Origin of the sequence: Acidovorax sp. WCS2018Noco2-16 (assembly GCF_031843945.1) — a bacterium.
GTDB lineage: Bacteria > Pseudomonadota > Gammaproteobacteria > Burkholderiales > Burkholderiaceae_C > Paracidovorax.
The window spans coordinates 1,003,018-1,027,258 of record NZ_JAVTJJ010000001.1; the positions used below are offsets into that span (position 1 = coordinate 1,003,018).

Annotated in this window: 30 protein-coding genes; 22 read left to right on the top strand and 8 right to left on the bottom strand. The window is 63.3% G+C overall.

Annotated features, from left to right (window positions below; translation table 11 throughout):
* Positions 1-24: 24 nt before the first annotated feature.
* Positions 25-942, bottom strand: a complete 918-nt coding sequence (locus RQI28_RS04500) for a hypothetical protein (RefSeq protein ID WP_311221359.1) — start codon at positions 940-942, stop codon at positions 25-27.
* Between the two features lie 63 nt (positions 943-1,005).
* A complete protein-coding gene (locus tag RQI28_RS04505) occupies positions 1,006-1,392 on the bottom strand; it encodes a hypothetical protein (protein WP_311221360.1) in 387 nt (128 codons plus the stop codon).
* 408 nt (positions 1,393-1,800) lie between these two features.
* On the opposite strand from RQI28_RS04505, the gene RQI28_RS19715 reads away from it, so the two are divergent.
* The gene (locus RQI28_RS19715; protein ID WP_404976960.1) at positions 1,801-2,034 is read left to right on the top strand and encodes a KTSC domain-containing protein; all 234 of its coding nucleotides are present in this window, start codon (positions 1,801-1,803) and stop codon (positions 2,032-2,034) included.
* Positions 2,035-2,243: 209 nt separating this feature from the next.
* On the opposite strand, the gene RQI28_RS04515 is transcribed toward RQI28_RS19715, so the two are convergent.
* Positions 2,244-2,492: a helix-turn-helix domain-containing protein gene (locus RQI28_RS04515; RefSeq protein WP_311221362.1), complete on the bottom strand. Its 249-nt coding sequence runs from the start codon at positions 2,490-2,492 to the stop codon at positions 2,244-2,246.
* On the opposite strand from RQI28_RS04515, the gene RQI28_RS04520 reads away from it, so the two are divergent.
* The 14 genes from RQI28_RS04520 to RQI28_RS04585 all read left to right on the top strand — a co-directional run bounded on the left by RQI28_RS04520 (position 2,491) and on the right by RQI28_RS04585 (position 12,691).
* Positions 2,491-3,255: a helix-turn-helix domain-containing protein gene (locus RQI28_RS04520; protein WP_311230455.1), complete on the top strand. Its 765-nt coding sequence runs from the start codon at positions 2,491-2,493 to the stop codon at positions 3,253-3,255. The two genes, RQI28_RS04515 and RQI28_RS04520, sit on opposite strands and share 2 nt — an antisense overlap.
* 90 nt (positions 3,256-3,345) lie before the next feature.
* A complete protein-coding gene (locus RQI28_RS04525) occupies positions 3,346-3,762 on the top strand; it encodes a hypothetical protein (protein ID WP_311221364.1) in 417 nt (138 codons plus the stop codon).
* 32 nt (positions 3,763-3,794) lie between these two features.
* Complete coding sequence (locus RQI28_RS04530; RefSeq protein ID WP_311221365.1) at positions 3,795-3,938, top strand: hypothetical protein; 144 nt, start codon at positions 3,795-3,797, stop codon at positions 3,936-3,938.
* A 28-nt stretch (positions 3,939-3,966) separates the two neighbouring features.
* Positions 3,967-4,422 carry a hypothetical protein gene (locus tag RQI28_RS04535; protein ID WP_311221366.1) on the top strand — a complete coding sequence of 152 codons (456 nt, stop codon included), beginning with the start codon at positions 3,967-3,969 and terminating at the stop codon, positions 4,420-4,422.
* Positions 4,419-4,997, top strand: coding sequence for a hypothetical protein (locus tag RQI28_RS04540; protein ID WP_311221367.1), 579 nt, complete (start codon positions 4,419-4,421; stop codon positions 4,995-4,997). Before RQI28_RS04535 ends, RQI28_RS04540 begins: the two co-directional genes overlap by 4 nt.
* Before the next feature lie 7 nt (positions 4,998-5,004).
* Positions 5,005-5,220, top strand: a complete 216-nt coding sequence (locus RQI28_RS04545) for a hypothetical protein (protein ID WP_311221368.1) — start codon at positions 5,005-5,007, stop codon at positions 5,218-5,220.
* Positions 5,221-5,469: 249 nt separating this feature from the next.
* Positions 5,470-6,138, top strand: a complete 669-nt coding sequence (locus RQI28_RS04550; protein ID WP_311221369.1) for a hypothetical protein — start codon at positions 5,470-5,472, stop codon at positions 6,136-6,138.
* Complete coding sequence (locus RQI28_RS04555; RefSeq protein ID WP_311221370.1) at positions 6,135-7,010, top strand: hypothetical protein; 876 nt, start codon at positions 6,135-6,137, stop codon at positions 7,008-7,010. The genes RQI28_RS04550 and RQI28_RS04555 overlap by 4 nt, the downstream gene beginning before the upstream one ends.
* Before the next feature lie 53 nt (positions 7,011-7,063).
* Positions 7,064-7,600: a phosphotransferase gene (locus RQI28_RS04560; RefSeq protein ID WP_311221371.1), complete on the top strand. Its 537-nt coding sequence runs from the start codon at positions 7,064-7,066 to the stop codon at positions 7,598-7,600.
* A gap of 126 nt (positions 7,601-7,726) precedes the next feature.
* The gene (locus RQI28_RS04565) at positions 7,727-8,248 is read left to right on the top strand and encodes a hypothetical protein (RefSeq protein ID WP_311221372.1); all 522 of its coding nucleotides are present in this window, start codon (positions 7,727-7,729) and stop codon (positions 8,246-8,248) included.
* Positions 8,239-8,469 carry a DUF4224 domain-containing protein gene (locus tag RQI28_RS04570; RefSeq protein WP_311221373.1) on the top strand — a complete coding sequence of 77 codons (231 nt, stop codon included), beginning with the start codon at positions 8,239-8,241 and terminating at the stop codon, positions 8,467-8,469. The genes RQI28_RS04565 and RQI28_RS04570 overlap by 10 nt, the downstream gene beginning before the upstream one ends.
* On the top strand, positions 8,466-9,491 hold the full coding sequence (locus RQI28_RS04575) for an integrase (protein WP_311221374.1): 1,026 nt from the start codon (positions 8,466-8,468) through the stop codon (positions 9,489-9,491). The genes RQI28_RS04570 and RQI28_RS04575 overlap by 4 nt, the downstream gene beginning before the upstream one ends.
* 780 nt (positions 9,492-10,271) lie before the next feature.
* A complete protein-coding gene (locus RQI28_RS04580) occupies positions 10,272-10,544 on the top strand; it encodes a hypothetical protein (RefSeq protein ID WP_311221375.1) in 273 nt (90 codons plus the stop codon).
* Positions 10,545-11,029: 485 nt separating this feature from the next.
* Positions 11,030-12,691 (top strand): histidine kinase famiy protein, encoded by a 1,662-nt coding sequence (locus tag RQI28_RS04585; protein ID WP_311230454.1) that lies wholly within the window; start codon positions 11,030-11,032, stop codon positions 12,689-12,691.
* Between the two features lie 103 nt (positions 12,692-12,794).
* On the opposite strand, the gene RQI28_RS04590 is transcribed toward RQI28_RS04585, so the two are convergent.
* The 3 genes from RQI28_RS04590 to RQI28_RS04600 form a co-directional block, all read right to left on the bottom strand.
* Positions 12,795-12,953, bottom strand: coding sequence for a hypothetical protein (locus RQI28_RS04590; protein WP_311221376.1), 159 nt, complete (start codon positions 12,951-12,953; stop codon positions 12,795-12,797).
* Positions 12,954-13,460: 507 nt separating this feature from the next.
* Positions 13,461-13,688 (bottom strand): hypothetical protein, encoded by a 228-nt coding sequence (locus tag RQI28_RS04595; RefSeq protein WP_311221377.1) that lies wholly within the window; start codon positions 13,686-13,688, stop codon positions 13,461-13,463.
* Between the two features lie 146 nt (positions 13,689-13,834).
* Positions 13,835-14,758: a LysR substrate-binding domain-containing protein gene (locus tag RQI28_RS04600; protein WP_311221378.1), complete on the bottom strand. Its 924-nt coding sequence runs from the start codon at positions 14,756-14,758 to the stop codon at positions 13,835-13,837.
* Positions 14,759-14,943: 185 nt separating this feature from the next.
* On the opposite strand from RQI28_RS04600, the gene RQI28_RS04605 reads away from it, so the two are divergent.
* The 3 genes from RQI28_RS04605 (at position 14,944) to RQI28_RS04615 (ending at position 18,746) form a co-directional block, all read left to right on the top strand.
* Positions 14,944-16,146, top strand: coding sequence for an acyl-CoA dehydrogenase (locus tag RQI28_RS04605; protein ID WP_311221379.1), 1,203 nt, complete (start codon positions 14,944-14,946; stop codon positions 16,144-16,146).
* Between the two features lie 94 nt (positions 16,147-16,240).
* Entirely contained in the window at positions 16,241-17,515 is a 1,275-nt protein-coding gene (locus RQI28_RS04610; protein WP_311221380.1) for a CaiB/BaiF CoA-transferase family protein, read from the top strand.
* A 268-nt stretch (positions 17,516-17,783) separates the two neighbouring features.
* Positions 17,784-18,746 carry a chemotaxis protein gene (locus tag RQI28_RS04615; protein WP_311221381.1) on the top strand — a complete coding sequence of 321 codons (963 nt, stop codon included), beginning with the start codon at positions 17,784-17,786 and terminating at the stop codon, positions 18,744-18,746.
* 108 nt (positions 18,747-18,854) lie between these two features.
* On the opposite strand, the gene RQI28_RS04620 is transcribed toward RQI28_RS04615, so the two are convergent.
* Positions 18,855-19,493: an NAD(P)-dependent oxidoreductase gene (locus RQI28_RS04620; protein ID WP_311221382.1), complete on the bottom strand. Its 639-nt coding sequence runs from the start codon at positions 19,491-19,493 to the stop codon at positions 18,855-18,857.
* 114 nt (positions 19,494-19,607) lie between these two features.
* On the opposite strand from RQI28_RS04620, the gene RQI28_RS04625 reads away from it, so the two are divergent.
* The 3 genes from RQI28_RS04625 (at position 19,608) to RQI28_RS04635 (ending at position 22,092) form a co-directional block, all read left to right on the top strand.
* Positions 19,608-20,519 (top strand): LysR family transcriptional regulator, encoded by a 912-nt coding sequence (locus RQI28_RS04625; RefSeq protein WP_311221383.1) that lies wholly within the window; start codon positions 19,608-19,610, stop codon positions 20,517-20,519.
* A gap of 214 nt (positions 20,520-20,733) precedes the next feature.
* A complete protein-coding gene (locus RQI28_RS04630; RefSeq protein ID WP_311221384.1) occupies positions 20,734-21,345 on the top strand; it encodes a hypothetical protein in 612 nt (203 codons plus the stop codon).
* A 96-nt stretch (positions 21,346-21,441) separates the two neighbouring features.
* On the top strand, positions 21,442-22,092 hold the full coding sequence (locus tag RQI28_RS04635; RefSeq protein WP_311230453.1) for a DUF4124 domain-containing protein: 651 nt from the start codon (positions 21,442-21,444) through the stop codon (positions 22,090-22,092).
* 28 nt (positions 22,093-22,120) lie between these two features.
* Here RQI28_RS04635 and RQI28_RS04640 read toward each other — a convergent pair whose 3' ends face one another.
* Positions 22,121-23,074 carry an SDR family oxidoreductase gene (locus RQI28_RS04640; RefSeq protein ID WP_311221386.1) on the bottom strand — a complete coding sequence of 318 codons (954 nt, stop codon included), beginning with the start codon at positions 23,072-23,074 and terminating at the stop codon, positions 22,121-22,123.
* Between the two features lie 82 nt (positions 23,075-23,156).
* Here RQI28_RS04640 and RQI28_RS04645 point away from each other — a divergent pair, with 82 nt between their 5' ends.
* Entirely contained in the window at positions 23,157-24,218 is a 1,062-nt protein-coding gene (locus RQI28_RS04645; RefSeq protein WP_311221387.1) for a CDP-6-deoxy-delta-3,4-glucoseen reductase, read from the top strand.
* The last annotated feature ends 23 nt before the right edge of the window (positions 24,219-24,241 follow it).

Below are 24,241 nucleotides of genomic sequence, written 5' to 3' on the forward strand. Positions count from 1 at the left end.
TTCATCCTCCAGTTGGCAGATCGCTCACACGACGACATGGCCGGCTTCCTGCTCGCGTGGCTTCTCCCTCGCAGCGCGGTTCGCGTCCAGCGCTTGCTTGCGGGTCAGGCCCTTGGTGGCCCACTGCACGCCCTCCGCTTCGGACGTGAACCACAGCCCGAACCAGTTGTCTTTCACGCTGTTGGCGAAGGTCGCAGCCCAGTCCTTGTACCGCTTGCCGCGGTTGTTCGCGTCGTCGACGTAGCGCTCACGGAACGCAAGCCAGGCCACCTGCAGCATCTCGTCGGTGATGCCGGCGTCGGCCGCCCAGCGGCGGATGGCGTGGTCGTCGGGAACGGGCTTGACGGACTGAGCCTTGCAGTCGGCCAGGAAGACGGCGAGCGTGCGCTGAGCCCGTTTTTCTCGATTCGGTTTGGCAGGGGTGGGAGTCGTCGCGGAAGCGGCGCTACCCTCCTCTGAACGAAGTGAAGAGGAGGTACCTCTCTCCTCTTCTTTATCTTTATCTTTATCTTTATCTAGCGTGACATCGCGTGACGTTGCCGTGACATCGCGTGACAAGCCCTCCCCTGCACCAGTTTTTTCACGCTCGCGTTGCGCTCTTTTCCGCTCTGCTGCTGACTTTGCGGAAGATTCCACGTCACTGCTGTCCTCTCTTCGTGGTTGCCGCTTTTCCCAACCGGATATTTCCATGTCATGCAGAACACGGCCTTGCATCGCATCGAGAATGGCTTGAATCTGCTCTTCTTCGCAGTCGAGCGCGCTTGCTAAATCTTCGGCCGTGACATCAGCGTGACCGCGCGTGACATTGCGTGACGCATCGACAAGCAGATGAATGAACGTCGCCTGAACCAGGCTGATGGGCTGCTTTGAGTGGCGGGCAATCGTGCGCCACTTCGGATCATTTGGCATGTCGTGCCACAAGCGGAGCCACTGGTTAGCCATGGAGGCTCCCGGGCATGCCGCAATGCCTTATCGCTACTCTTTGAGCTTCTTGCAGGACTTCTGTCATACCACGGCCCGGATGCCACCGCGGGCTTTGAGCTGTTCCATAGCACGCATAGCACGCTCCATGGTCTGGGCCGCGGAGTTCATCACCTCGACCAGTTTTACGGCTTCGTCCTCAGGCGCCTTGCGGTCAGGCCGGGCGTGGAGCGTGTCGTCGCATGCGTGATACAGCGGGTCATAGCATTCACAGAACGCCATGAGGCGCAGCACCTGACCGAACGTGAGCCGTTGGTCGCCAGTGGGATTGCAGCAGGCCTTTAGGCGGGCGTAGGCACTCTCTACCTTCATGTCAGGAAACATGTGGGAAGCGACATCCTTGAACGCCTTGCCACTGTTGCCAATGGCTGTAGCGATGGCGTCGAACTCGTCGTCATAGAAGAGCTTCATCGAAGGCTCCATAAACGTTAGGGGTCAAAAGGGGTGCCTCTTCAGACCAAAAAAAAGAGACTTCAGTCATCGCCGAATCACGGCACGAAAGGACTGAAGAGATGCACCGTTCGACATCAAAAGCTAGCCCCTTCCACTCTTCCACCCGGACCGCCTTCTCGCTGAATGTGGACCCTGCGACAGGGCTATCCACGCAGGTCGTAAGCACAGCGAAGCTGGAGATGCGGTGGATTTCTGGTGAGCTCCGCCTGGAGTACCGGGCCGCGCAGGCACGGTCGGAAGGGAATGCGCCGCGCTGGGGGTTCGCGGCCGCAGGTCGGGAGGGACGGTGATGACGAAGGGTGCCCGCCCTCTCCCGGTCGTACGATGGAGTTCTCACACAACCATCACCGAGAGGGGCAGACAAAAATGGTCGAGTCACGCTCGTTCCCAGGTTCGGGAACCCTGGTCAAGGCTACATACGATCCCGACAGACGGCTTTTGCGCTTGTGGTTCACGAGCGCTCCTCTGCAGCCGTACGACTATCCAGGTGTGCCGGCACATATTTGGTCCGGGCTGAAATCGGCCGCGTCGGCTGGTTCGTACTACAACCAGCACATTCGAGACCAGTACGGCGACCCACGCCCACCAGTTGGTCGATGACATCGTCGATAGCTGCTACCACGAGCGAGAAGTCGGACGTCCAGCTGGTGTCAGGCGATAGCGGCAGGTCTGGCCTGTCGGTGACCACGCAGCCGCCGATGAAGACGAACTCGCGCTTTGCAAACTCCAGGGTGTCAACCACCGAGATGGTGTTGCCCCGACCTGGAGCCGGCGCATGTGCGTCACCAACCAAGGAAGGTCGGGGCTGCTCAGCCATGGATCACCTCGGCAGTAGGCGCCATCTCTCGACGCAGGACGCTCCACTCGATGTCGGGGCGGAGTTGCTCACAACGGACTGCTCCACCAGTGAGTCTCTCAATGGCAGGGCAATGCTCAGCAGGGACTCGACCACTAGGCTCCTTCCATTGGCTCACCGCGCCCTTGCTCACCTTCAATGCCGCGGCAAGATGGGTCTGGTTCCCCAACAATTTTGCGGCCCTTTCGATCGGATGTTCCATGCTCAAAACCTTTGCAGACTCGAGGCAGTATAGGATTTCTGAATCCCAAGGTAAAGTATTTCTGACCAATGGAGATCAGCAAAACTATACGATTGCCTACATGGAACTTAATGAGTGGATCAAGACTGCCCGCAGACACCGGCAGTGGACCCAACAACAGTTGGGCGATGCCGTGGGCCGGTCAAAAGGAAATGTGGCCATGTGGGAAAGCGGAGCTCACAAGCCGAGCTATGAGCAGATAGTCCAGATTTCGAAGCACACCGGGTTTCCTATGCCTGAGAGATTGCCGCCTGATCCGAATGCACTCACAACGGACTATTCGCTTGGCGGCAGGGGTGGCAATATTGTGGATTTGCAGGTTATCGGAGCGGTGGATTTCTTTCGCGGCCATTGCGAGATAGACGAGATGCTTGGAGCCGGAACAATTCTCGGCTCAGGCGTACACGATGGTTATGCAGTACGCGTGCGAGGAGACAAGATGTCGCCGGCACTCAAAGACGGGCAGTTCTTAGTGCTTGAACGAAACGCAAAACCAGGATTCAGTGACTACTGCATCTTGGAACTGGTTGGCGAGGACAAACTCACATTCGCCGAGTTCTTGACGGACAAGATGGACGGGACGCTCACCTTCGAGGTGGTGGAGACAGGCGACAGAGTGTCAATCGCTCGCGACGATGTGCGGAGGATGGATGTCGTAGTCGCCATCGTTTCTGCAAGACAGTGGCGACCTAACTCCCAGAACTCCAGGACAAGTCAATCTTAACTTTGTTCAGTATTGCTTGACTGTTGATATTCAGAGGTTCTAAACTTCAGCTGAGTGCGCCGCATGTCGTGGCGCTCAGATGGAGTGATGATGCCGACCACCGACCTCGCCGCCCTATTGCAGGCGGCACCTGAATCTCAAAGCCGACGTTGCGCGCTTGCGCTGAACGCCATTGAATCGAGCCGCTGGCCCGCCGCTGCGTGCGGCCTTCGCACTGCCGCCACGACAGCGGAAGAATGGGCGCAGCACACCCGTGCGTTGGCAGACTGGTGCGACGCTCAAGCCGAAAGCGGCCGAGTCCACTCAACCGCTCCCATCCCGCCTGATTTCGAAAGCCAAGCTGCTGCCCTGCTGCGCGCCGGCCAGCCCACACCCGAATCCCTCGAAGCCGGCCTGATGGCGCTGGCCCATGGCCTGGGCCGCGAACATGCTCTGCGCGTGCGGCGTGCAATGAATGGTGTTGTCGTCGCTCAGCAGCAGTCGGCCACCGCTGGAGCTGCGGCATGAAGTCGCTCTCCGCCCTCCTCCGCCTTACAGCCATGCGCCGCCGCGCTGGCGCCAGCGTTCCTGCATCGCTGTCCTGGGCCGTCGCGCTGCTCTGGCGCGACCACCAGATCGCCCGCCGGCGCCCCTCCATCGAGATCCGCGCCGAAGTCGAGGGCGCGGCGCGCCAACGTCTCTGAACCGTTTCCTCAACCACCTGAAGCAAACATGCCCACCAGCCAACCCACCGTCATAACTTCCATCAGCGGCACCGGCCCACTGATGGCCCTCGACCTGACCACCGCCCCCCTACCGGTCATCCTGCCCATCGTCCAAGCTGCGATGCGCGTAGCCGCCGAGTGGGAGAGCGCCAACATCCCGACTCCCGAATGCGAAGGCGCAGAGGAGGCCCTGACCGAGCTCAGCAAGACAGTCACAGCGCTGGACGACCTGCTCGAACCGATCATCCCCGGCGCACCCCACACAACGCGGGACGATCTTGTGGAGCAGGACGCCTACGCGGTCATCCGCAACGGTCGGGTGGAGCATTTGGGACTAGCTGACCTAACGCGACTGGAGCTGACGGCCGTGCATAGCTGGCTGGAGTTCCACAAGCACGTCGCTGGCAATCACGCCGATGCGATCAAGCAACGCATGGACGAACTTGCCTCGGAGGCTGCATGACTCCCGGCGTCGCCTTGGCCATGAAAGGTCTGTGTGAAATCTGCCAAGCGAAGACTCACCACGGGCCTCGCACGACTGAGCAGATCCAGGCGATCTGCGCTGACCTGGGCACCGACCCTGCCGAGTTCTCCGATTGGTGCGACGACTGCTTCGTGACTTGCATCGGGAACGGCGATGCAGCTTTCGCTCAGGGCCTGTCGGCTCACGAACTGCAGGCGACGAAGCCAGAGTACGTTGAGCAGCTGCGCCACATGAAATTCCTCGCTGCCGGCCGCGCGCTGCAGGAATTCCGTGCCAAGCACGGCCCGTGCTACCGCGAAGCGCCTGAGTCCATTCCGCTCTTTGAAGAGATGCTGAAGCACGCGCCGCCTGAGGTGTATGCGAAGTTCTTGGCCAAGGCCAAGGAACTGGACCTGGTTCCCAAAACCAAGTTCGTGAACGATGCGGGCGAACCGGTGTTCTCAGCGGAGCAGATCGCGGAGAAGCTGGGCATGCCAGTCGCCAACGTCGAGAACGAAATCCGCGAACGGTTCGGCGACAAGGTCGAGGCAGGGAACGTCCATCCCGTGCAGTGAGGCCCATATGAACCTCGACGAATTGACACAGCGCGCGATCAAGTTGCACACCGGCAAGCTCGGCGCCCAGCAGCCCGCGGCCGACCTCAGCGGCCAGGCCAATGCCGGCGGGCACGACTACGTCGTCCTGCGCAACATCGGCGGCGTCTTGGCCGTGTACCGCGTGCTGCCTATCAGCCGCGCGTTGAAGCGGCTCAAGCGCTGGCCGAAAGCAGTGGAGTGACGACCATGCCGCTGCGCAAGCAGCCACCCAGAAACGGCGAAGCCGGTATGCGCTTGGACCCGCAAACCGGCTTCTAGATCCAACCCTTACCAGGAACGAATCATGAACGCGATTATCGCGCGCCCCGTGACGGACGCAAGTCCGGCAGCGACCAAGCCCACAACGCGCAATCGAAAGACTGAACCTGCGCTCAGCCCAGCGGCGGCCCGCACTTCAGCTCCAGCGGACTGGCGCGCACCGGTTCGGGCCGTGCTGGACCCGGTGTTCGACGCGCTCTTCGAACTCGTCGATCCAACGAGCGGCCCCTTGCCCTCCGACATCGCAGGCGAACTGGTCACACACGCAAAGGAAGGTCTGCGGCAAGTGCTGTTGATCGGCGACGCGGAGCCGGTTTGGGAAGACACCACCAGCCTCCTCGCCGAGACTCTCTGGACACGCGACAGTCTTACTGCGGCTGCCGAGTTGGCAGTGATCCACGGCTGGACCCACAGCGCCGGCCACTCACTGACGATGCTGAAGGCGGTTTGCAATGCGGTGTCTGCAGTGTGCGCCGCATTGGAAGAATACGACGACGTGGCGCGGACGGAGTTGCTGCAGGCCGCGTGCGGCAGCTTCGCTCGGCGCGAGTGGCCGCAAGCGCCATTCCGCCGGGCGCCCGCTGCGATCCAAATGGAGTCGCTGGCTTCAGAAGCCGAGCGCGCAGGCCTGTTGGTGGAATGGTGCATCAAGGCGAACTCGACGCTGGACCAGATCCACCTGGCAGCGGAGAGCTACCCGTCATTTCGCGCAGAGCTATACGAGAAGAACATCGCGTACAACTACCCGGACTGGCCTACTTGCCGAGTTGATGAAGGCTTGGCGGATGTCCTGCAGCGGCAGAGCGCGCTGATCAAACAGATGGCCGGGGGTGCAGCATGAGCGCCATCGCAGCACCGACCCGGAGCGCCGAGCCGGAGCGCAAAGTACGCGTAGTCGGCACGCCAGCGTCGAAGACGCCCGACCAGGCCGTGCAATGGCGGAAAGACTTGGTCGAGGCTCTGCTCTGCGCCGCAGGCACCGACGAGTCCATTTGCTATTCCGGAGAGAGTGAGCGACTGCTACGGGCGGCCCACTATCTCGCTGATGCGATGAGCCGTCGCCCAGAGGAGTTCTACGACTCCGGCGAGGCCACCACGGTCAACGAAACCTACACCATTGCTTCGCTGATCAAGGCGGCCTTACAGGTGCCCGGCGATGCTCCATCCCCTGAACGCCTTTCCTTCATTGAACAGGCGCGCATGCCACTGGTGGCGCTCACGAATGACCCCGGAGTGCTGGACGGCTGGGAAACCTACCCCGCAGCAGTCGCGAGACGACGCGCTGCTCCACCGGTCGAGACACCTTCTGCTGACGGCGCATCAGTCCTGCCCAGCGATGTGCACGACAGCTTGTCCTGTCGCTTCGCCCGCGCGGCAGCGGTTCTGCATACCCTCGTGCACGTGTTCGGTGGCGACGCCGGGATTGATGAGTCGGACAAGTGCCCAGGCTTGCACGGCACGCTGAAGCACGCGCAGTGGCTGCTGTCGGGACTACACCTGGAAATCATGAGGCTCACTCAGCAGCTGCCCGACGATCTGCGCTCGCGCACCTTCGAAGCTAGCCAGCTGGTCGACCTGCTGGAGCACCTGGAGTTCGCCCATGGCTTCACTTTCGGCAAGTGGAGCGAAGGCCGGGTGTGCATGTATTTCGACGTGGCGTTGAACTGTGTGCGTACGGCTCAGGCTGCGCTGACAACGGTGAAGGTGGTCTGATGCTCCAACACCCACAAAGCGCACAAGCTACATCCCCAAGCCTTGTGACCGCAATGAAGGTCGACGAGGCGGCCAAGCAGCAGGCCCGCAGCGCCGCCGCACTGCTGGCCGAAGTGCCGGAAGTCATCGACGTCTCGGCTTGGTTTGAACAACACACGGCGCTTTTGCACCAGTTACTTCACCACGCTGTCAGTGTGGTGGCCAGTTCCAGCAGCAGACACGACAAGCGACTTCTCGAACAGCTCGGCCAGACGCACGCTGACTTGCATGCACATACCCTCAAGATTGCTGGACCTGCAGTGCCGAAGGTCCTCTCGCGTGATGGGAAACACCCCATCCCCTTTCAGAGGTTGGCGGAAGCGCGCGCCAAGGTGCAGGTGCTGACGAATGAGCTGGCGGAACTGGAGGCGCTCGAAAGCTGGCAGCCTCGATTCGACGTCATGTCGCCCAAGCAGGAGGCACTGGCAATCCAGTTCTGCGCGGAGATCGCGGGCAGGGTCGGAGAGGCCGGCTCGCCGCCTGATCCGGTGCGACTGCTGGAGATGGCCGAGGCCCTGTACCAAGCAGAGCGCGAGGAGATGGCTCCATGACTTTTTGCCGTTCCCACAATATGCCACCGGCCAACGTACCGGCGCAGATCAGCTCGCTGCACATTCAGAAGCGTCACCCAACGGCAAAGCTGATGAAAGCCAGCGCAGCAGCACAAGGACCCGGCCATGACTGATGAAGCCGACAGAGACGTATGGATCGCCGAGCATGAATGGTTGGTTCACGAGTTGCTGCACGAGACGCGCAAGCTCGCCACATGCCGGGGGAAGGTAGATGGCGCGACTCAGCGAGCCTATGACATGGCCCTGCAGGCGCTGCTCGCTCACGCCCAGGGTGTGGCGCCCAGCCAGTTGATGGTGGCCGGACGCGGCGGAGTGGGCACCATTCCGTACATTTTGTACGCCACATCTCGAGCCGAGGTGCACGCCCTGCGGCGCGCGGCCGAGAGCAAGTCCACGACTCCGCAGCTGACACGCGCCGACACAAAAGCGCTTTGGCACGCTGTGCAGGCGCAGCGTGAAGTGTTCCTCCTCCGCCAAAAGGAGGGGTTCACGTTGGCCGATTTGGCCACTGAGTGCGCAGATCTGGTCGCAGCGCGCGCGGCGTTGGCAAAGATCAACACCATCAGGAAGGTGCAGGCAGAAGAACGGACCGCCAGTCGAGGGAGAGGAGAGCGAGAATGTCCTTGAAGCCTGAACCGCTGGCCACCGAACTGCTGCAGCCTTCCGAGCTACGCGACCTGACCGGCACGGCAAAAATCGACGAACAGGAGCGCATCCTGACGCAAGACGGCATCCCCTACCGACGCCGGGGCACCCGCCTCCTCGTGAGCCGGTTCCACACTCGCGAGTGGCTCGCTGGCCGGGTAGTGACGCCAGCGCGCGGTGTGAACCTAGCGGCGGTCGTATGACCAACGCGCACCCTCGTCTGCGATCCCACACCCGCAAGCGCGCCAGCGGAAAAGTGGTGACCTACTACTTCTACGACATGCGTCCGGAGGGACTTCCAGACGTCTCTCTGGGCACGGACTACGACCTGGCGCTGCGGAAATGGGCAGAACTGTTCCACGAGACCGGCCCCTCCATCGCCGGCCACATGGAAGAGGCGTTCGCCGCTTGGGAGATCGAGGTACTTCCGGGCTATGAAAGCAAGGTCACGAAGGCCGGCTACACGAAGCACCTACGGCGCATCCGCCCTGTGTTCGGACCGTCCACCTGGGACCAGGTGACCCTGCCGATCCTGAGTGCCTACCTCCGCAAGCGCACAGCCAAGACGCAGGGCAACCGTGAAATGGCCTTGCTATCGATCATCTGGAACTGGGCCCGCGTCGAAGGCTACACATCCCTGCCCTGGCCAGCGCATGGCATGGAGCGGTCGAAGTGGAAGAACAAGGAAAAGCCGCGCAAGATGAAGGTGCCCGACCATCTGTATGCAGCCATCTATGCTCAGGGAGACCAGGTCCTGAAGGACTGCATGGAGCTGGGGGCGGCGACGGGCATGCGCCTGACCGACTGCATCACCGTGCTTATGCCTCGCGGCGACGTGCTTCACCTGGAGGCCAGCAAGACGGGCAAGGAGGCGGAATGGGACATGAGCCTTTCGGCCACCCTCCCCGGCCTGCTGCAGCGCAGGCGGGCCACTGCCGCTGATCACCTGATGCTCCTGTCCACTCCAGACGGCAAGCCGCTCAACTTCACGAAGCTACGATATCGCTGGGATCTGGCTCGAGACCGGGCGGTGGTGGTGGCCGGCTTGGCGAACGACGACGACTTGGTGCGCTCCATCAGGGCGCTCTACCTGCGGGACATGCGCAAGCGCGCTGCTCAGAAATCGGAGAACCTGGACGCGGCATCTGAGCTGCTGCAGCACTCGGACAAGCGCATCACGGAACGCCATTACGGCGGCGTCCGGAAGCTCAAACCGGTAGGCTGAACACGTTCCGCATCGCGTCTCTCACAGAGGGAGCCGGTACACCCAGATTTGCGGAACAGATTGCCTGGAAACCCGCGCCAATCCTCATTTCTTCACGGGACTCAAAATCCCCCGCCGCAAGGCGTGCCGGTTCGATTCCGGCCCCGGGCACCATGGCTTTCTTGCTATGGTTTAGGAATGTGCTTTGCATTCATTTCCGCAACGTGCATGCGGCGTGCCGCTACCGCTTCTCCTCCTGATATTTTGCGAATCGAAGGTGGAAAGCTGCGGCTGAGCCTGCGAGTAGCACCCCAAGCCCGATCAGGCTCGGTTAATCGCTACGCATCGATCAATGAATATATCGACGTCAGTCGACTTGTCGAAAATGCCGTCGGCGCTCAACGTCAGGAAGCGCCACGCATTTCCTCGGTGGCATGGGTGCCCAGAACGAAAGCATATTGGCCCGGCTTTCTGCCTCTAACCTCCGAAAGTACGTCGAGACTCGAGTGAGCTGGGAGGAAGAGGTCAACGGGGGACGAGTTGCTTGAGTTGACTTTGTGGCGCACGCAACAACCTCTGCACTGGCGATGTCTTCCGGAGACTCAACAAGGTGCCATGAATGGTTGACTGTCTTCGATGAAAAATCGCCCTCAACGGAATGCGAGCATCCTGCGACTGTCTATTGAGGATGTTTCCATACTTGGCATTGAGCGTTGACGTTCCCGCTTTCATATAGCGGCGCCGATCGTCCTCAGTGGCGTTAAATACTGTAATCTTTCGCAGTCCAAAAGAAGCCGCACCATGAGTACACACAGCAATACCGCCATCCCCGAGGTTTTGAGCCAGAACGTCGAAGCTGTTGAGCAGATCAAGTCGGCTTCGAACGAGCTCGAAGTAGTGCATGCGGTCCTCAGTACACAGGTGCCTTCGGCGCAAACAAACCCGGATGTTTTGGCCGCGGTGGAGCGGACTGACGAAATAGGGCAGCAGTTGGCCGAGACGGCAGAAGCACTGGAGAAATCCAACGAAATGTTGCGTGAAATTGAAGCGAGCAGCAACCGGGAATCGGCTTAGCTTCAACTCGACAGGGGTGGATGTAGACGCCCCATGCTCGGGCATGCTGCTCAAATTGCGCATGATCGAGATTTGACTTCGCATGGACTGTCGAAGGCAGGGACGGACTAGCCGGCCTTTGCCGGTTTGAACCTCGCCAGACACGCATCCGAACAAAGCTCTCGCGCTCAATCCGGCACCCCGAACCTCTCCAACATACATCGCTTGTGCACGGCGCTTGCCTGGCCGTTCCAGACCCACCTTCATGTTGGGGAAGACAGGCCTGTCCAGGCCCATTCGACGCGAGATATCCCAGAAGGTCACTCGCGACAGGCCGTGGGTCAGCACCCGGCTGCCGCTGGTCTGTTCAAGGATGAACCACCGCAGAGGCCCTATATGCTTTCCCAGCCGTAGAACCCTTCCCTCACGCCTCTTGCGCCACTGACCGACACAGGAAAAAGCCACTCGGCCTACAGCGAAGGGCCACCCGGCTGATTTAATGCAGCATGAATTCGCAAGGCGAAAAGCCCCCCATTGTCGGCTCCAAGGCTCCCGAAGTGTCAATGGCCGGTTCAGACGTACGCACGTTGAACCATCACGAAGACGACATTTTCTTCACCGCCATTGAAACCACCCGCATGCCCATGTTGGTGACGGATCCTCGGCAGCCTGATCAGCCGATCGTGTTCGTGAATCGGGCTTTCCTGTCGATGACCGGATACTCCAGCGAAGAGATTCTTGGCACTAACTGCCGCTTTCTCCAGGGGCCAGGCACCGATCCGTCGACTGTGGCGGCACTCCGGGAGGCAATTGAGAATCGTGTGGAGTTCACGACCGAGATCTTGAACTACCGCAAGGATGGCTCGTCATTCTGGAATGCGCTGTTCGTCTCGCCCGTCTACAACAAGCAGCAGGAGCTGGTCTATTTCTTTGCATCGCAGCTTGACGTTAGCCGTCGGCGCGATGCGGAACAGGCGCTGGCGCAAGCGCAGAAGATGGAAGCGCTGGGCCAGTTGACCGGTGGCATCTCGCACGACTTCAACAATCTGCTGCAGGTGATTTCCGGACACCTGGAGATTGCGAAGCGGCGCGTGCAAACGGGCAAAGATGCAGAAGCGGTGCTGACCAGCGTAGGCAGCGCGAGCGAGGCGGTCAAGCGCGCGGCGACGCTCACCCAGCAACTGCTGGCTTTCGCGCGCAAGCAGAGGCTGGAGGGGCGGCCCATCAATCTCAACGCGGCTGCGCAGAACATTCGCTCGTTGATTGAAGAAACATTGACGGGTCAAATTCAGCTGGTGATGGAACTTCATCCTGATCTCGGCAACTGCCAGGTCGACCTCACGCAGCTGGAAGTGGCCATCATCAACATCGTCGCCAACGCGCGCGATGCAATGCCTGACGGCGGGCACGTGACGATTCACACCGACAACGTCGAAGTGAAGGGTGCCGACTTGATCACCCATGGTGGACTGCAGCCCGGCACCTATGTCACGCTATCGATTACCGACACGGGCGAAGGCATTCCGCCAGAACTGATGAAGCAGGTAGTGAACCCGTTTTTTACGACCAAACCGGAAGGCGAAGGCACAGGGCTGGGCCTATCCATGGTGTACGGCTTTGCAAAGCAATCGGGCGGTACGGTCAACATTTACTCAGAGGTCGGAGTGGGCACGACAGTGCGGCTGTACTTCCCTGCCACCAGCAAGGCGATGCAGCTTCCTCCAACGGGGCAGGACGACAGACCTGCAGAACGTGGCGGCACCGAACGCGTGCTGGTGGTGGACGACCGGCAAGAGGTGGCTGACCTTGCTGGCGCCATGCTCGAGAATCTGGGCTACGCCGTTGAGATCGTCACCAGTGGGGCCGAGGCGTTGGCCCGGCTTGATGCGCCACACCCTTCTCCAGCGCCTGACTTGGTGTTCTCGGATGTGTTGATGCCGGGCGGCATGAACGGCTTTGTGCTGGCGCGCGAAGTGCGCCGTCGCCATCCCCGCATCGCGCTGCTGCTGACAACAGGCTACTCAGGCGATGGCAACATCACCGACGTATCGGAAGGCGCTGAATTTGACGTTCTGAAAAAACCGTATGCGATGGGGGACCTGGCCCGCCGCGTTCGAATGGCGCTGGATGGCCATTCAGCGGCGCGTGCGGCCGTGCACCACAGCTGAGCGAAGGTCAAAAACCCATCGCGTTGCTGCCACAGTGGCGGCGTCATCACTCGAATGAAGTTGCTGCAGCACGGCAACCTGAGCGATCTACCAATTAGGTTAGTTAACGTTGCAACTTGCCGAAGCCGTGCAAGTAAGGCGGCGTGTCAGCAGGCTCCGGCGGCACCCCTGGCACGTCGGGCTCCACGGGTTGCCCCGGCTTGCCCGAAGCGATAAAGCTCACGGGCGGAATACAGCGGCGGTGCAACGTGAAAACAATCATGGATTTATCCAGCGGGAGGGTTGGGCACGGTCAAACGCTTGCCATGACCGAAGCAGCCAAGTAAGCGATACCGAGACTCGAGAACAACACGAACCCGGCTACGACCGTCAAGGCTTGCTTCATAAGTCACTCCTTCAATAGGCTTGATCATCAGAAACCCGACGGATGAGCAGGTAGACAAAGCGCCGGCATGCGACCGAGATTGTCAGCGCCACCGCAAGGAGCGCCCTCAAACCATCCTCTTCGCTGACGGAGACTGCCTTCGCAGCCTGCCGTTGGGTCAGCTTCGTACCGCCAGCAGGTACGAGACCCGGTACGGAGAAATCGGAAGTGCATCCAAGGCGCCTTCCGATGCCCGCAAGATTAAATTGGAGGGGCGTAGTGTTCTTGTAGGACGACGGCGATTCCCATGTCCAAACCCGTTGCCGATACGTAATTACCCATAAAAAAGCCGCCGTGCGCATCACGCAACGGCGGCTTAAAGCTTGACCCGAAGGGCTTGAACGATCAGTTGTCTTGCCGTTTGATGATCTGCCGTCCGGCGTCGGTGATGTGCAGGTCTCCGCCCGCGCCATGGGCAATCAGCTTCCAGTCCAGCAGTCGTCCCGACAGATGGTGCTTCAGGGCATCCGGCACGCTGATGGCCCGGCCGAGCTCCAGTTGCTTGAGGGTTTCGATCTCGTCCACCGTCGGCTCGAAAGTGGGTGCGTGGTAGGTGGAAGGAATAGCTGTCATGAAGGCTCCTGGTTCCTGGTTCGGTTATGCGCAATCGCCAGCCTGGAGCGACTCTGGCTCGATGCCTGCCCCAGACCTTGCCTGACAGCGTAGCCGCGCTCTGCCAGTGGCGCAATCGTCAGCGCCAGCGCAAAGCCCCTCAGCGCTCAAGTCGCGGCGCTGTCCTGCAACCACGCAGCAAACGTAGCCAGCACAGGCGCCTGCACCGCCGTCGGACTGATGAGGTAGTAGGCGCGCTCGCCGCGCAACGGGCGTGGGCAGGCCACCACCAACTCGCCGCGCGCAATCTCTGCCTCGATCAACATCGGCGGCATCAATGCCACGCCCAGGCCGTGCGTAGCCGCCACGGCCAACATGGAAAAGAGTTCGTAGCGCGGGCCGTCCAGCGCACGCGGCGCGTCGACCCCCATCGCTCCGAACCATTGCTGCCAGCCCAGCGGCCGCGTGCTTTGCTGCAGCAGCGGCATGCGCGCCAGCACCTGCGCGGACACCGGCTGGTGCGCGCGCCCGGTACCGCGCGGCGCGGCGGATTCCAGCAGCCGTGGGCTGCACACGGGCACCACGTCTTCGTGCATCAGCAGTTGCGCCTGCACGCCCGGCCATTGCGCCACCTGAGTGGGTGTGCCGGCATACAAGGCTGCGTCGAAGGTAGTGTCGGCAAACAAGAATGGGCGCGTGCGGGTGTCGATGTGCACCACGATGTCCGGATGCAGCGCGGCCAGTTGCGGCAGGCGCGGAATGAGCCATCGCGTGGCAAAGGTGGGCACTGCCGCCAGCGACAGCGCCCCGCCCCGGCCCTGGTGCGCCATCACGTCGAGCGTGTCGCGCTCCAGCCCCTGCAGCCAGCGCGCCACCTGCCGGCCATAGCGGGCGCCGGCGGGGGTCAGCACCACGCCGTGGCGGGTGCGCCTGAACAGTTGCACGCCCAGCCCTTCTTCCAGCGCCAGGATCTGCCTTGATACCGCGCTTTGCGTCAACAGCAACTCTTGTGCGGCGCGGGTATAGCTCTCGTGCCTGGCCGCAGCTTCGAAACAGGCCAGCGCCTGGGTGGAAGGTAGGTGGCGATGCATGGTCGCGAGCGTACTGCAGATCACCCACCAAAGCACCCAGATATTCCATTTGCGCATTCATGGATGACAACAAGTCGTTTGCTTGCTCGCACCCGCATCCGTAGCATGCCCAACATCAGTCATCACATGCTGTTCATGCATTTGGTGCCTGCAAGCCCTCTCAGACAACCGACCGGAGACACACCATGGCCCACGCCGCTTTCCAATGGGACGACCCTTTCCTCATCGAACAGCAACTCACCGACGACGAGCGCGCCATTCGCGACGCCGCCGCCGCGTACTGCCAGGACAAGCTGGCCCCACGCGTGCTGGATGCGTTTCGCCATGAAAAGATGGACACCACCATCTTCCGTGAGATGGGCGAAGTCGGCCTGCTCGGCCCCACCATTCCAGAACAGTACGGCGGCCCCGGCCTGAGCTACGTGGCCTACGGCCTGATCGCGCGCGAGGTCGAACGCGTCGATTCCGGCTACCGCTCGATGGCCAGCGTGCAAAGCTCGCTGGTGATGGTGCCCATCCACGAATTCGGCACCGAGGCGCAGAAGCAGAAGTACTTGCCAAAGCTGGCCAGCGGCGAATGGATCGGCTGCTTCGGCCTGACCGAGCCCGACCACGGATCCGACCCCGGCAGCATGGCCACTCGCGCCTACAAGATGGCTGGCGGCTACCGGCTCAAGGGCACCAAGATGTGGATCACCAACAGCCCGGTGGCCGACGTGTTCGTGGTGTGGGCCAAGGAAGTCATCCAAGGCAGCGACGGCAAGGATGTGGTTGGCCCCATCCGCGGCTTCGTGCTCGACAAGGGCATGAAGGGCCTGACGGCGCCGGCCATCCACGGCAAGGTGGGCCTGCGCGCATCGATCACCGGCGAGATCGTGATGGACGACGTGTTCGTGCCTGAAGAAAACGCCTTCCCCGACATTCAAGGCCTCAAAGGCCCCTTCACCTGCCTGAACAGCGCGCGCTACGGCATCGCCTGGGGCGCCATGGGCGCGGCCGAGTTCTGCTGGCACACCGCGCGCCAGTACACGCTGGACCGCAAGCAGTTCGGCCGCCCGCTGGCCGCCACACAGCTCATCCAGAAGAAGCTGGCCGACATGCAGACCGAGATCGTTCTAGGCCTGCAGGCCGCACTGCGTTTTGGCCGCATGAAGGACGAAGGCATCGCGTCGGTGGAAGGCACCTCCATCATCAAGCGCAATAACTGCGGCAAGGCGCTGGACATTGCCCGCGTGGCGCGCGACATGATGGGCGGCAACGGCATCAGCGACGAGTTCGGCGTGGCGCGCCACCTGGTCAACCTGGAAGTGGTGAACACCTATGAAGGCACGCACGATGTGCATGCACTCATCCTGGGCCGTGCACAGACCGGCCTGGCGGCGTTCTGACCCACGCAGCTCGGAAGCTATTAATATGATAGCTACCAGCGCTTATCCAATAAGCGCTAGAGGCCAATTTCATCATTAAACTACCTTCCGACGCATGAACCACCCTTCCGTCCCCTCGGCTGGCGCCCTGGCCGGCATCCGTGTGCTCGACCTGTCGCGCGTGCTGGCCGGGCCCTGGTGCACTCAGGTGCTGGCCGACCTGGGCGCGGACGTGGTGAAGGTGGAGCGCCCCGGCGCCGGCGACGACACGCGCCACTGGGGCCCGCCCTTCCTGAAGGACGCCGAGGGCAACGACACGACCCAGGCCAGCTACTTCACGGCCTGCAACCGCAACAAGCGCTCGGTCACCATCAACATGGCCACGAGCCAAGGCCAGCAGCTGATCCGCGACATGTCGCTGCAGGCCGACGTGGTGGTGGAAAACTTCAAGGTCGGCGGGCTCAAGCAGTACGGCCTGGACCATGGCAGCCTGCGCGCGCTGAACCCGCGCCTCATCTACTGCTCGGTCACCGGCTTCGGGCAAGACGGCCCTTATGCCGAGCGCGCCGGCTACGACCTGATGGTGCAGGCCATGACCGGGCTGATGAGCATCACCGGCCGGGCCGACGGCGCCCCTGGCGGCGGCCCGCTGCGCGTGGGCGTGGCCGTGATCGACCTGTTCACCGGCCTCTATGCCAGCAACGCCATCCTCGCCGCACTGCATGCGCGCGACAACGCCGCCACCGGCACGGGCGAAGGCCAGCACATCGACATGGCGCTGCTGGACGTAGGCATGGCCGTGCTGGCCAACCAGGCATCGGGCTTTCTGGCCACGGGCGAATCGCCCGGCCGCATGGGCAACAGCCACCCCAGCCTGGTGCCCTACCAGGACTTTCCCACCGCCGACGGCAACATGCTGCTGGCCATTGGCAACGACGGCCAGTTCGCACGGTTCTGCGCCGCGGCCGGCGTACCCCAGTGGGCCCAGGACGCGCGCTTTGCCACCAACACGCTGCGTGTGCGTCACCGCGCCGAACTGATTCCGTTGATGGAAGACGTCACCCGCAGCCGCACCACGGCCGACTGGATCACCCTGCTGCAAGACAAGGCCGTGCCCTGCGGCCCGGTCAACACCGTCGCCCAAGCTTTCGACGACGCCCAGGTGCAAGCCCGCGGCCTGCGCGTGGATCTGCCACGCTGGAAGCCCGGCGAGACCGGCGACGGCGTGGCGACGGTGACAACGGTGGCCAGCCCGTTGCGCCTGTCGGCCCACCCGCCTGTGCTGCGCCATGCCCCGCCTGCGCTGGGGCAACACACCGACGAGGTGATGAAAGAGTTGGGGTTGGACGCCGCGCGTATCCGCACATTGCGCGACGCTGGAATTCTGTAGCAGAGCGTTCTTTGAAGGCGCGCCCGTAAATTCATCGGTGCACAGGGTTCGCCTGCGGGCTGGTGCCACCCATCCGAAGGGGGCGAACCCGGCTGCGTTGCCATGCCTGGCTGCCGGCTGATCCGTTGCGCCAAAGCGTCGTCCAAACCCGCTGGCATGCAATCTGCCCGACCGGGTGAAAACCAGGCACGCACGCGGCGCCCGATGGGGCCACAATGCCAACCATCTTCCAATTTGTAAGCAGACGCATCGAAGCGAAGGAGCAGTGATGAAAGCAGCCGTGCAGCAGGAAATCGACGAGCGCACCAATCTCACCGGAACGAACAAGTTCGAATTGCTGCTGTTTCGCTTAGGGCAGGACGAAGCGCTGGGCAAGTCGGAGCTGTTCGGCATCAACGTGTTCAAGATCCGCGAGATCGTGGCCATGCCCAACATCACCCCGATCGCTGGTTCCACCCCGCATTCGCTGGGCGTGGTCAACCTGCGCGGGCAGATCATTCCGGTGTTGGACCTGCCCTCCATCGTGGGCTGCAAGCCCCAGACGGGCCTGAACATCATGCTGGTGACCGAATACGCGCGCACCACGCAGGCGTTCGCGGTCGAGTCGGTGGAAGACATCGTGCGGCTGGACTGGAAGCAGGTGCTGTCGGCGGAAAGCAGCGGCACCGGCGGCAAGCTAGTCACCAGCATCGCCCGGCTGGACGGCAACACCGATGGCTCGCGCCTGGCCCAGGTGCTGGACGTGGAAGCGATTCTGCAGATGGTGTCGCCCTCCGACGCCCACCAGGTCGACCCGGCCAAGGTGGGCCCGCGGCTCAAGCTCAAGCCTGGCAGCATCATCCTCGCGGCTGACGACTCCTTCGTCGCACGCACGCTGATCGAGCAGGAACTGCAGGCGCTGCATGCACCGTACGAAATGACCAAGTCCGGCAAGGAAGCGTGGGACCGGCTCAACGCCATCGCCCGCAGCGCAGAGGCCGAAGGCAAGAGCGTGACCGACCGCGTGGCGCTGGTGCTGACCGACCTGGAAATGCCCGAAATGGACGGCTTCACCCTGACGCGCAATATCAAGCAAGACGCGCGGTTCAAGCACATTCCGGTGGTGATCCACTCGTCGCTGTCGGGCTCGGCCAACGAAGACCACGTGCGCAGCGTAGGCGCCGACGGCTACGTGGCCAAGTTCGTCGCGGAAGACCTGGCCGAGACCATGCGCAAGGTGCTGCCAGCCTGATCTGCGCCGACTTCTGCGCTGGCCTCCGCACCTTGTGCAGAATATGAGTCAAATAGTGCTGCAGCGCTTATCCATCAAGCGCTGGCAGCTATATTTTTTATAGCAATCTCAGTGAGCTACGGTAAAGCGCTGGCGCACATGGCTGGGCACTTCGACCTCATCGACCAGTGCCACCGCCAAGTCCGCCACGCTGATGCTGCCGGGCTGGTCGCCATTCATCAAAGGCGCTTCGGTGCCCAGCCGGTACCGACCGGTGCGCTCGCCCGGCTGCAGCAGGATGGGCGGCGACAGGAAGGTCCATTCAAGATCCTTTTGTTCACGCAGGCGGGTGAGCGCATCGCGAGCGGCCAGCGCACCGGACTTCCATTCCGCCGGAAAGTCGGGCGTGTCCACCAGCTGCACACCCGGTGCCACGAACAGGCTGCCCGCGCCACCTACCACCAGCACCCGCTTGATGCCTGCGGTGCGCACGCCATCCAGAATGGCCGAGGTGCCACGCAGGAACTGGTCGTAAATGTCAGGCACCGTCCAGCCGGGGTTATAGGCACTGATGACCGCGTCATGGCCACGCACGGCGGCAGCTACTTGGGGCGCGTCTTGTGCGTCGGCGGCCACCACGGTCAGGCCGTCGCGGGCGGCGATCTTTTCAGGGCTGCGTGCCAGCACGGTGACGCGGTGGCCACGTTGCAGCAATTCATCCAGCACGGCGGCGCCGACGAAACCGGTACCGATCAAAGCGATGTTCATGGAAAGCTCCCTTGGGTCGACAAATGCCGTTGTGGCGATGTCGCTATCGTATGGACTGCACAATCGACGCACTAGAAGGCTTTTTCAGCCTTTTCTTTGAAGGCATGCTTCACAATGGATGACCTGAAACGCATGGCGCTCTTCGCCAGTGTGGTGCAGCACGGCTCGATGAGCGGCGCTGCGCGCGCCTTGGGGCTCAGCCCTTCGGCAGTCAGCCAACAGGTGCGGCTGCTGGAGCAATCCGGCGGCGTCACGCTGCTGCACCGATCCACCCGCAAGCTGGCGCTGACCGAAGCCGGCGCGCGCTACCACGCCCAGTGCGCCGCAATGTGTGCGGCGGCCGAGCAGGCCCGCGCCGAGTTGGCTGCATCGCGCGACGAGCCCAGCGGCGAACTGCGCATGGCCGCCCCGGTCGGCTTTGCCCGCCACATCGCGCCGGCGCTGGGCACCTTGCTGGCCGAGCACCCTGCCCTGCGGCTGCGGCTGCTGGTGGACGACGCCCCGATCGACCTGATCCAGTCGCGGGTGGATTTGGCCGTGCGCTTCGGCGGCCTGGCAGATTCCACCTGGGCCGCCCGGCGCCTGGGCACGCTGCAATGGTGGCTGTGCGCCGCGCCCCAATGCCTGGCGCAGCACGGCACACCGGCCAGTCCCGAACAATTGCTGGCGCAACCCTGGCTGGGCCTGGCGCGCGACAACGGCGCCTTGCTGGTGGAGGTGCACCCGCCCGGCGCGCCGGCACAGGCGTTGCGTGTACAGCCGCGCATTGCCAGCAACAACCAGTTGTCGATCCAGCAGATGTGCGAGGCCGGGCTGGGCCTGGCACTGGTCGGCAGCATCGACGTGCACGACGCGCTGGCCAGCGGCCGGCTGGTGCGGTTGTTGCCGCAGTGGCACTTCGGGCCGGTGGATGGACTGCGCATCTGGGCCGTCACGCCCCAACGCGACACCCAGCCAGCCAAGGTGCGCCAGGCCATCGCCGCCTTGGCAGCCTACCTGCAGCAGCAACCCGGCGTGAGCGAGTGAGTGACAAACAGGCGAAAGTGCCATCGATGGGCGCAAATAACCCCGCCCCACAATGCGAAACAACCGTGAAGACCCGGCAAAGCCCGACAAAGCACCGGGGTCGGGGTCAACCAAAATGGTGCGCAGCGCGTCAGACGACCAAGATGTTTCAGACGCACCACCAGCGGCTGCTGCCACCCTGCGCTTTGAGCGCCTTGCAAGAAAGAGACAAGCCATGCCAAACCTTCCATCCGTCCTTCGCCTTGCCACTGCCACGGTGGTGGCCAGCCTGGCCGTGGGTTGCGCGGCCGTGCCTGGCGATCCGTACTACGACCAGGGCGGCAGCTACTACCCGTCCAATGGCTATCCGGTCAGCAGCTATCCATCGACCAGCTCATCGGTCACGGTGTACGAGCAGTCGCCGCGCTACATCTATTCCAGCCCCCAGGTCGTGCCGGTTCCGGTGCCCATCTACACGCAGCGCCCTGGCTGGCAGCGGGGTGACGACGACTGGCGCGAGCGCCGTGACCGCCAGGCCTGGGAAGCGCGCCGACGCGACGACGAGCGCCGCGATGCGTCCCGGCGCGAAGCCGACCGCCGTGAGGCTGACCGCCGATGGGACGACCGGCGCCGTGGCGAGGAAATTCGCCGTGATGCCGATCGGCGCGACGCGGAACGCCAACGCGATGAGCGCGTGCAACGCAACGCCAACCGCCTGCCGCCCCATCCCAACCCTGAAATCGAGCGCAACCGGCGCGACGAAGCCGAGCGCAATCGCCGCACCTGGGAACAGATGGAAAACAACCGCCGCCGCGGCGAAGGCAACCAGAAGCCCGATTGGCGTTAAGGTGCGTGGCGTTCGGGCTTACCACTGACCAGTCCTATGACCTCCGCTCCATTGCTTGTTTCACTTCCGGCCATGCGGTCACGGGCTCGCCGCTGGTTGCCAACGGCTGCTCTGCTGGCGCTGGCGGTCCCTTTCCTGGCAAATACCGCCCAAGCCCAGGTGCTGCGCTGCACCGACCCGGCCACCGGCAAGGTCACCTACACCGACGGCAACTGCGGCAACGGCACGGCGGCACGCGAGGTGGAGCCCCGCAAGTCGGCCGAGCAGATTCGCCAGGAACGTGAACAAGCCGCCGAAGCGTTGGAGCGGCGGCATGACCGTCTGCAGGCTGAGGCCGAGCAGGAAAAGCGGGATGAGGCCCGTGAAGCGCGCGAGCGCCGTACCCAGCCCCGGCGTGAAGCGGCAGCAGATCCGTCGCAATCAGCCCAGTGCCACAACGCCCGCCGCCAATTGCAGGAAGTGACCAGCACCCTGGGCCGCGGCATGGTCGATGAAGCCTCGCGGCTCGACAACGCCCAGCGGCAGGCCGACCAGGCCTGCCTGAGCCCCGCCGCCTATCTGGACGCCGAGCGCTCACGCGCCAATCGACCTGCATACGCGACGCCCTACACGTCCCCGCCCTACCCCTACTATTCGCACCCCCCCGTCGTCGTGCCGCCGTCTCCTGCGCCCAGCCGGCCGGCACAGATCACGCAGTGCAACGTCTTCCGGTGCTACGACCGGCAGGGCAACGTCTACCCCAAGTAAATGAGCTGCGGCTGCGCGCGCAGCCAGTTCAAACCGGCTGGCCGCGCAGCCCCTGTGCCACCGTGGGGTAGTGCAGGCGAACGCGCAGTTCATGCGCCATGCGCGTGCTGTCCAGCCGGCGCGATTCACCCATGAAGCTCAGCAGCGACACCGGCAGCGATTGCTGCGCCGCGCTGCGGGCCACTCGCGGCGGGCGCGGCAGGCCGTAGAGGTCGGCAGCCAAGTCGAAGTAATCACCCATTTTCAGATGGCTGTCGTCGCTGACGTTGTAGCAGCGCTGGGCACGGCCGCGCCACAGCGCAGCGATGCAGGCGCGCGCCAGGTCGTCCGCGTGGATGTGGTTGGTATACACGTCGTCTTCGGGCACCAGCACGGGCGTTCCGCGCCGCAAGCGCGCCTCGGGCGTGCCGCCTTCGCGGTCGGGCGCGTAGATGCCCGGAATGCGCAGAATGCTGGTGCGCACGCCGGCACGCCCCAGGTGGCGCACGGCGCGCTCGGCATTCACCCGGCGCTGTGCACGCGGCGTGGCGGGCGCCACCGGCCGCGCCTCGGTCACCAGCGCGCCGCCGCAGTCGCCATACACGCCGCTGGTGGAGCCATAGACCAGCGCCGCAGGCAGCGTGCGCAGCCGCAGCACCTGCGCCAACGCCACGGTGCGGTTGTCGCGCCACCAGTCGGGGCCGCAATCGCGCTCGCCCGGTGGCGGCGCCAGGTGCAGCACGCGGGTCGCAATGCCCGACAGGCGCCGCAGCGTGGCGATGCGGTCCAGGTTGCCCAGCAAAGGCGTGATGCCTGCAGCACGCAGCGCCGGCGCGCGCTCCGGGCTGGACGTGAGCGCCAGAACGCGTGGCCGGCCAGCCCCCGCCTGCGCGCCCAATGCACGCGCCGCGCGCAGTCCCACGTCGCCGCAGCCGATGATGAGCACCCGCTGGCGCCGAAAGCGTGCCGGCAGGGCGCCGAGGGGGTTCTGGTTTGAGGGCAAAATCGAAAGTCCGTCGAGCGAAGAAGAAACAAAACAAGGCTGGCATCAGTGCAGCCGCAGAGAACCCAAGGATACCCACACCATGGCGAGTGCAGAGACCGCAGAGGCGGCAGTCCAGATCAGCGTGCAGCCCAGCGGGCGCACCTTCGCGGCCCAGGCGGGCGAATCCATTCTGGTGGCGGCCATCCGCAACGGCGTGGGCCTGCCCTACGGCTGCAAGGACGGCGCCTGCGGGTCATGCAAATGCAAGAAGCTCAGCGGCTCTGTGGTGCACGGCGAGCACCAGTCCAAGGCGCTGAGCGCGGCCGAGCAAGATGCCGGCTACGTGCTGACCTGCTGCGCGCAGCCGCTGACCGACGTCGTGTTGGAATCGCGCCACGTCACCGACGAGAGCGCCTACCCCATCAAAAAGCTGCCGGTGCGCGTGTCCACCCTCACGCGCGCGTCGCACGACGTGATGATCGTGCGCCTGCAGTTGCCGGCGGCCGACACCTTCCGCTACCACGCGGGCCAGTACATCGAGTTCATCTTGAAGGACGGTGCGCGGCGGGCCTACTCGATGGCCACGGCGCCGCACAGCCAAGCGCAAGCTCCGGGGGTGGAACTGCACATTCGCCACATGCCAGGCGGGCGCTTTACCGACCATGTCTTCACCGGCATGAAGGAAAAAGAAATTTTGCGCATCGAAGGCCCGTTCGGCAGCTTCTTTCTGCGCGAAGACGTGGACAAGCCGATCGTGCTGCTGGCCTCCGGCACAGGTTTTGCGCCCGTCAAGGCGCTGATCGAGCACATGCATTTCAAGGGCATCACGCGGCCCACCACGCTGTATTGGGGCGGCCGCCGTCCGGGCGACCTTTACATGGACGGCTGGCTGCGCGAGCGCTTGGCCGACATGCCGCAGCTGCGCTACGTGCCCGTCGTGTCGCACGCCCAGCCCGAAGACGCCTGGACGGGCCGCACCGGTTTCGTGCACCAAGCCGTGCTGGACGACTTCGCCGACCTCTCTAGCCACCAGGTGTATGCCTGCGGCGCGCCGGTCGTCGTCGAGTCGGCGCGCGCTGCCTACACCGCCCAGCGCGGCCTGCCACCGGACGATTTCTTCGCCGACGCGTTCACCTCGGAAGCCGACAAACACGCGGGCTGACAGGCGCAGAGTGATCGGGATAT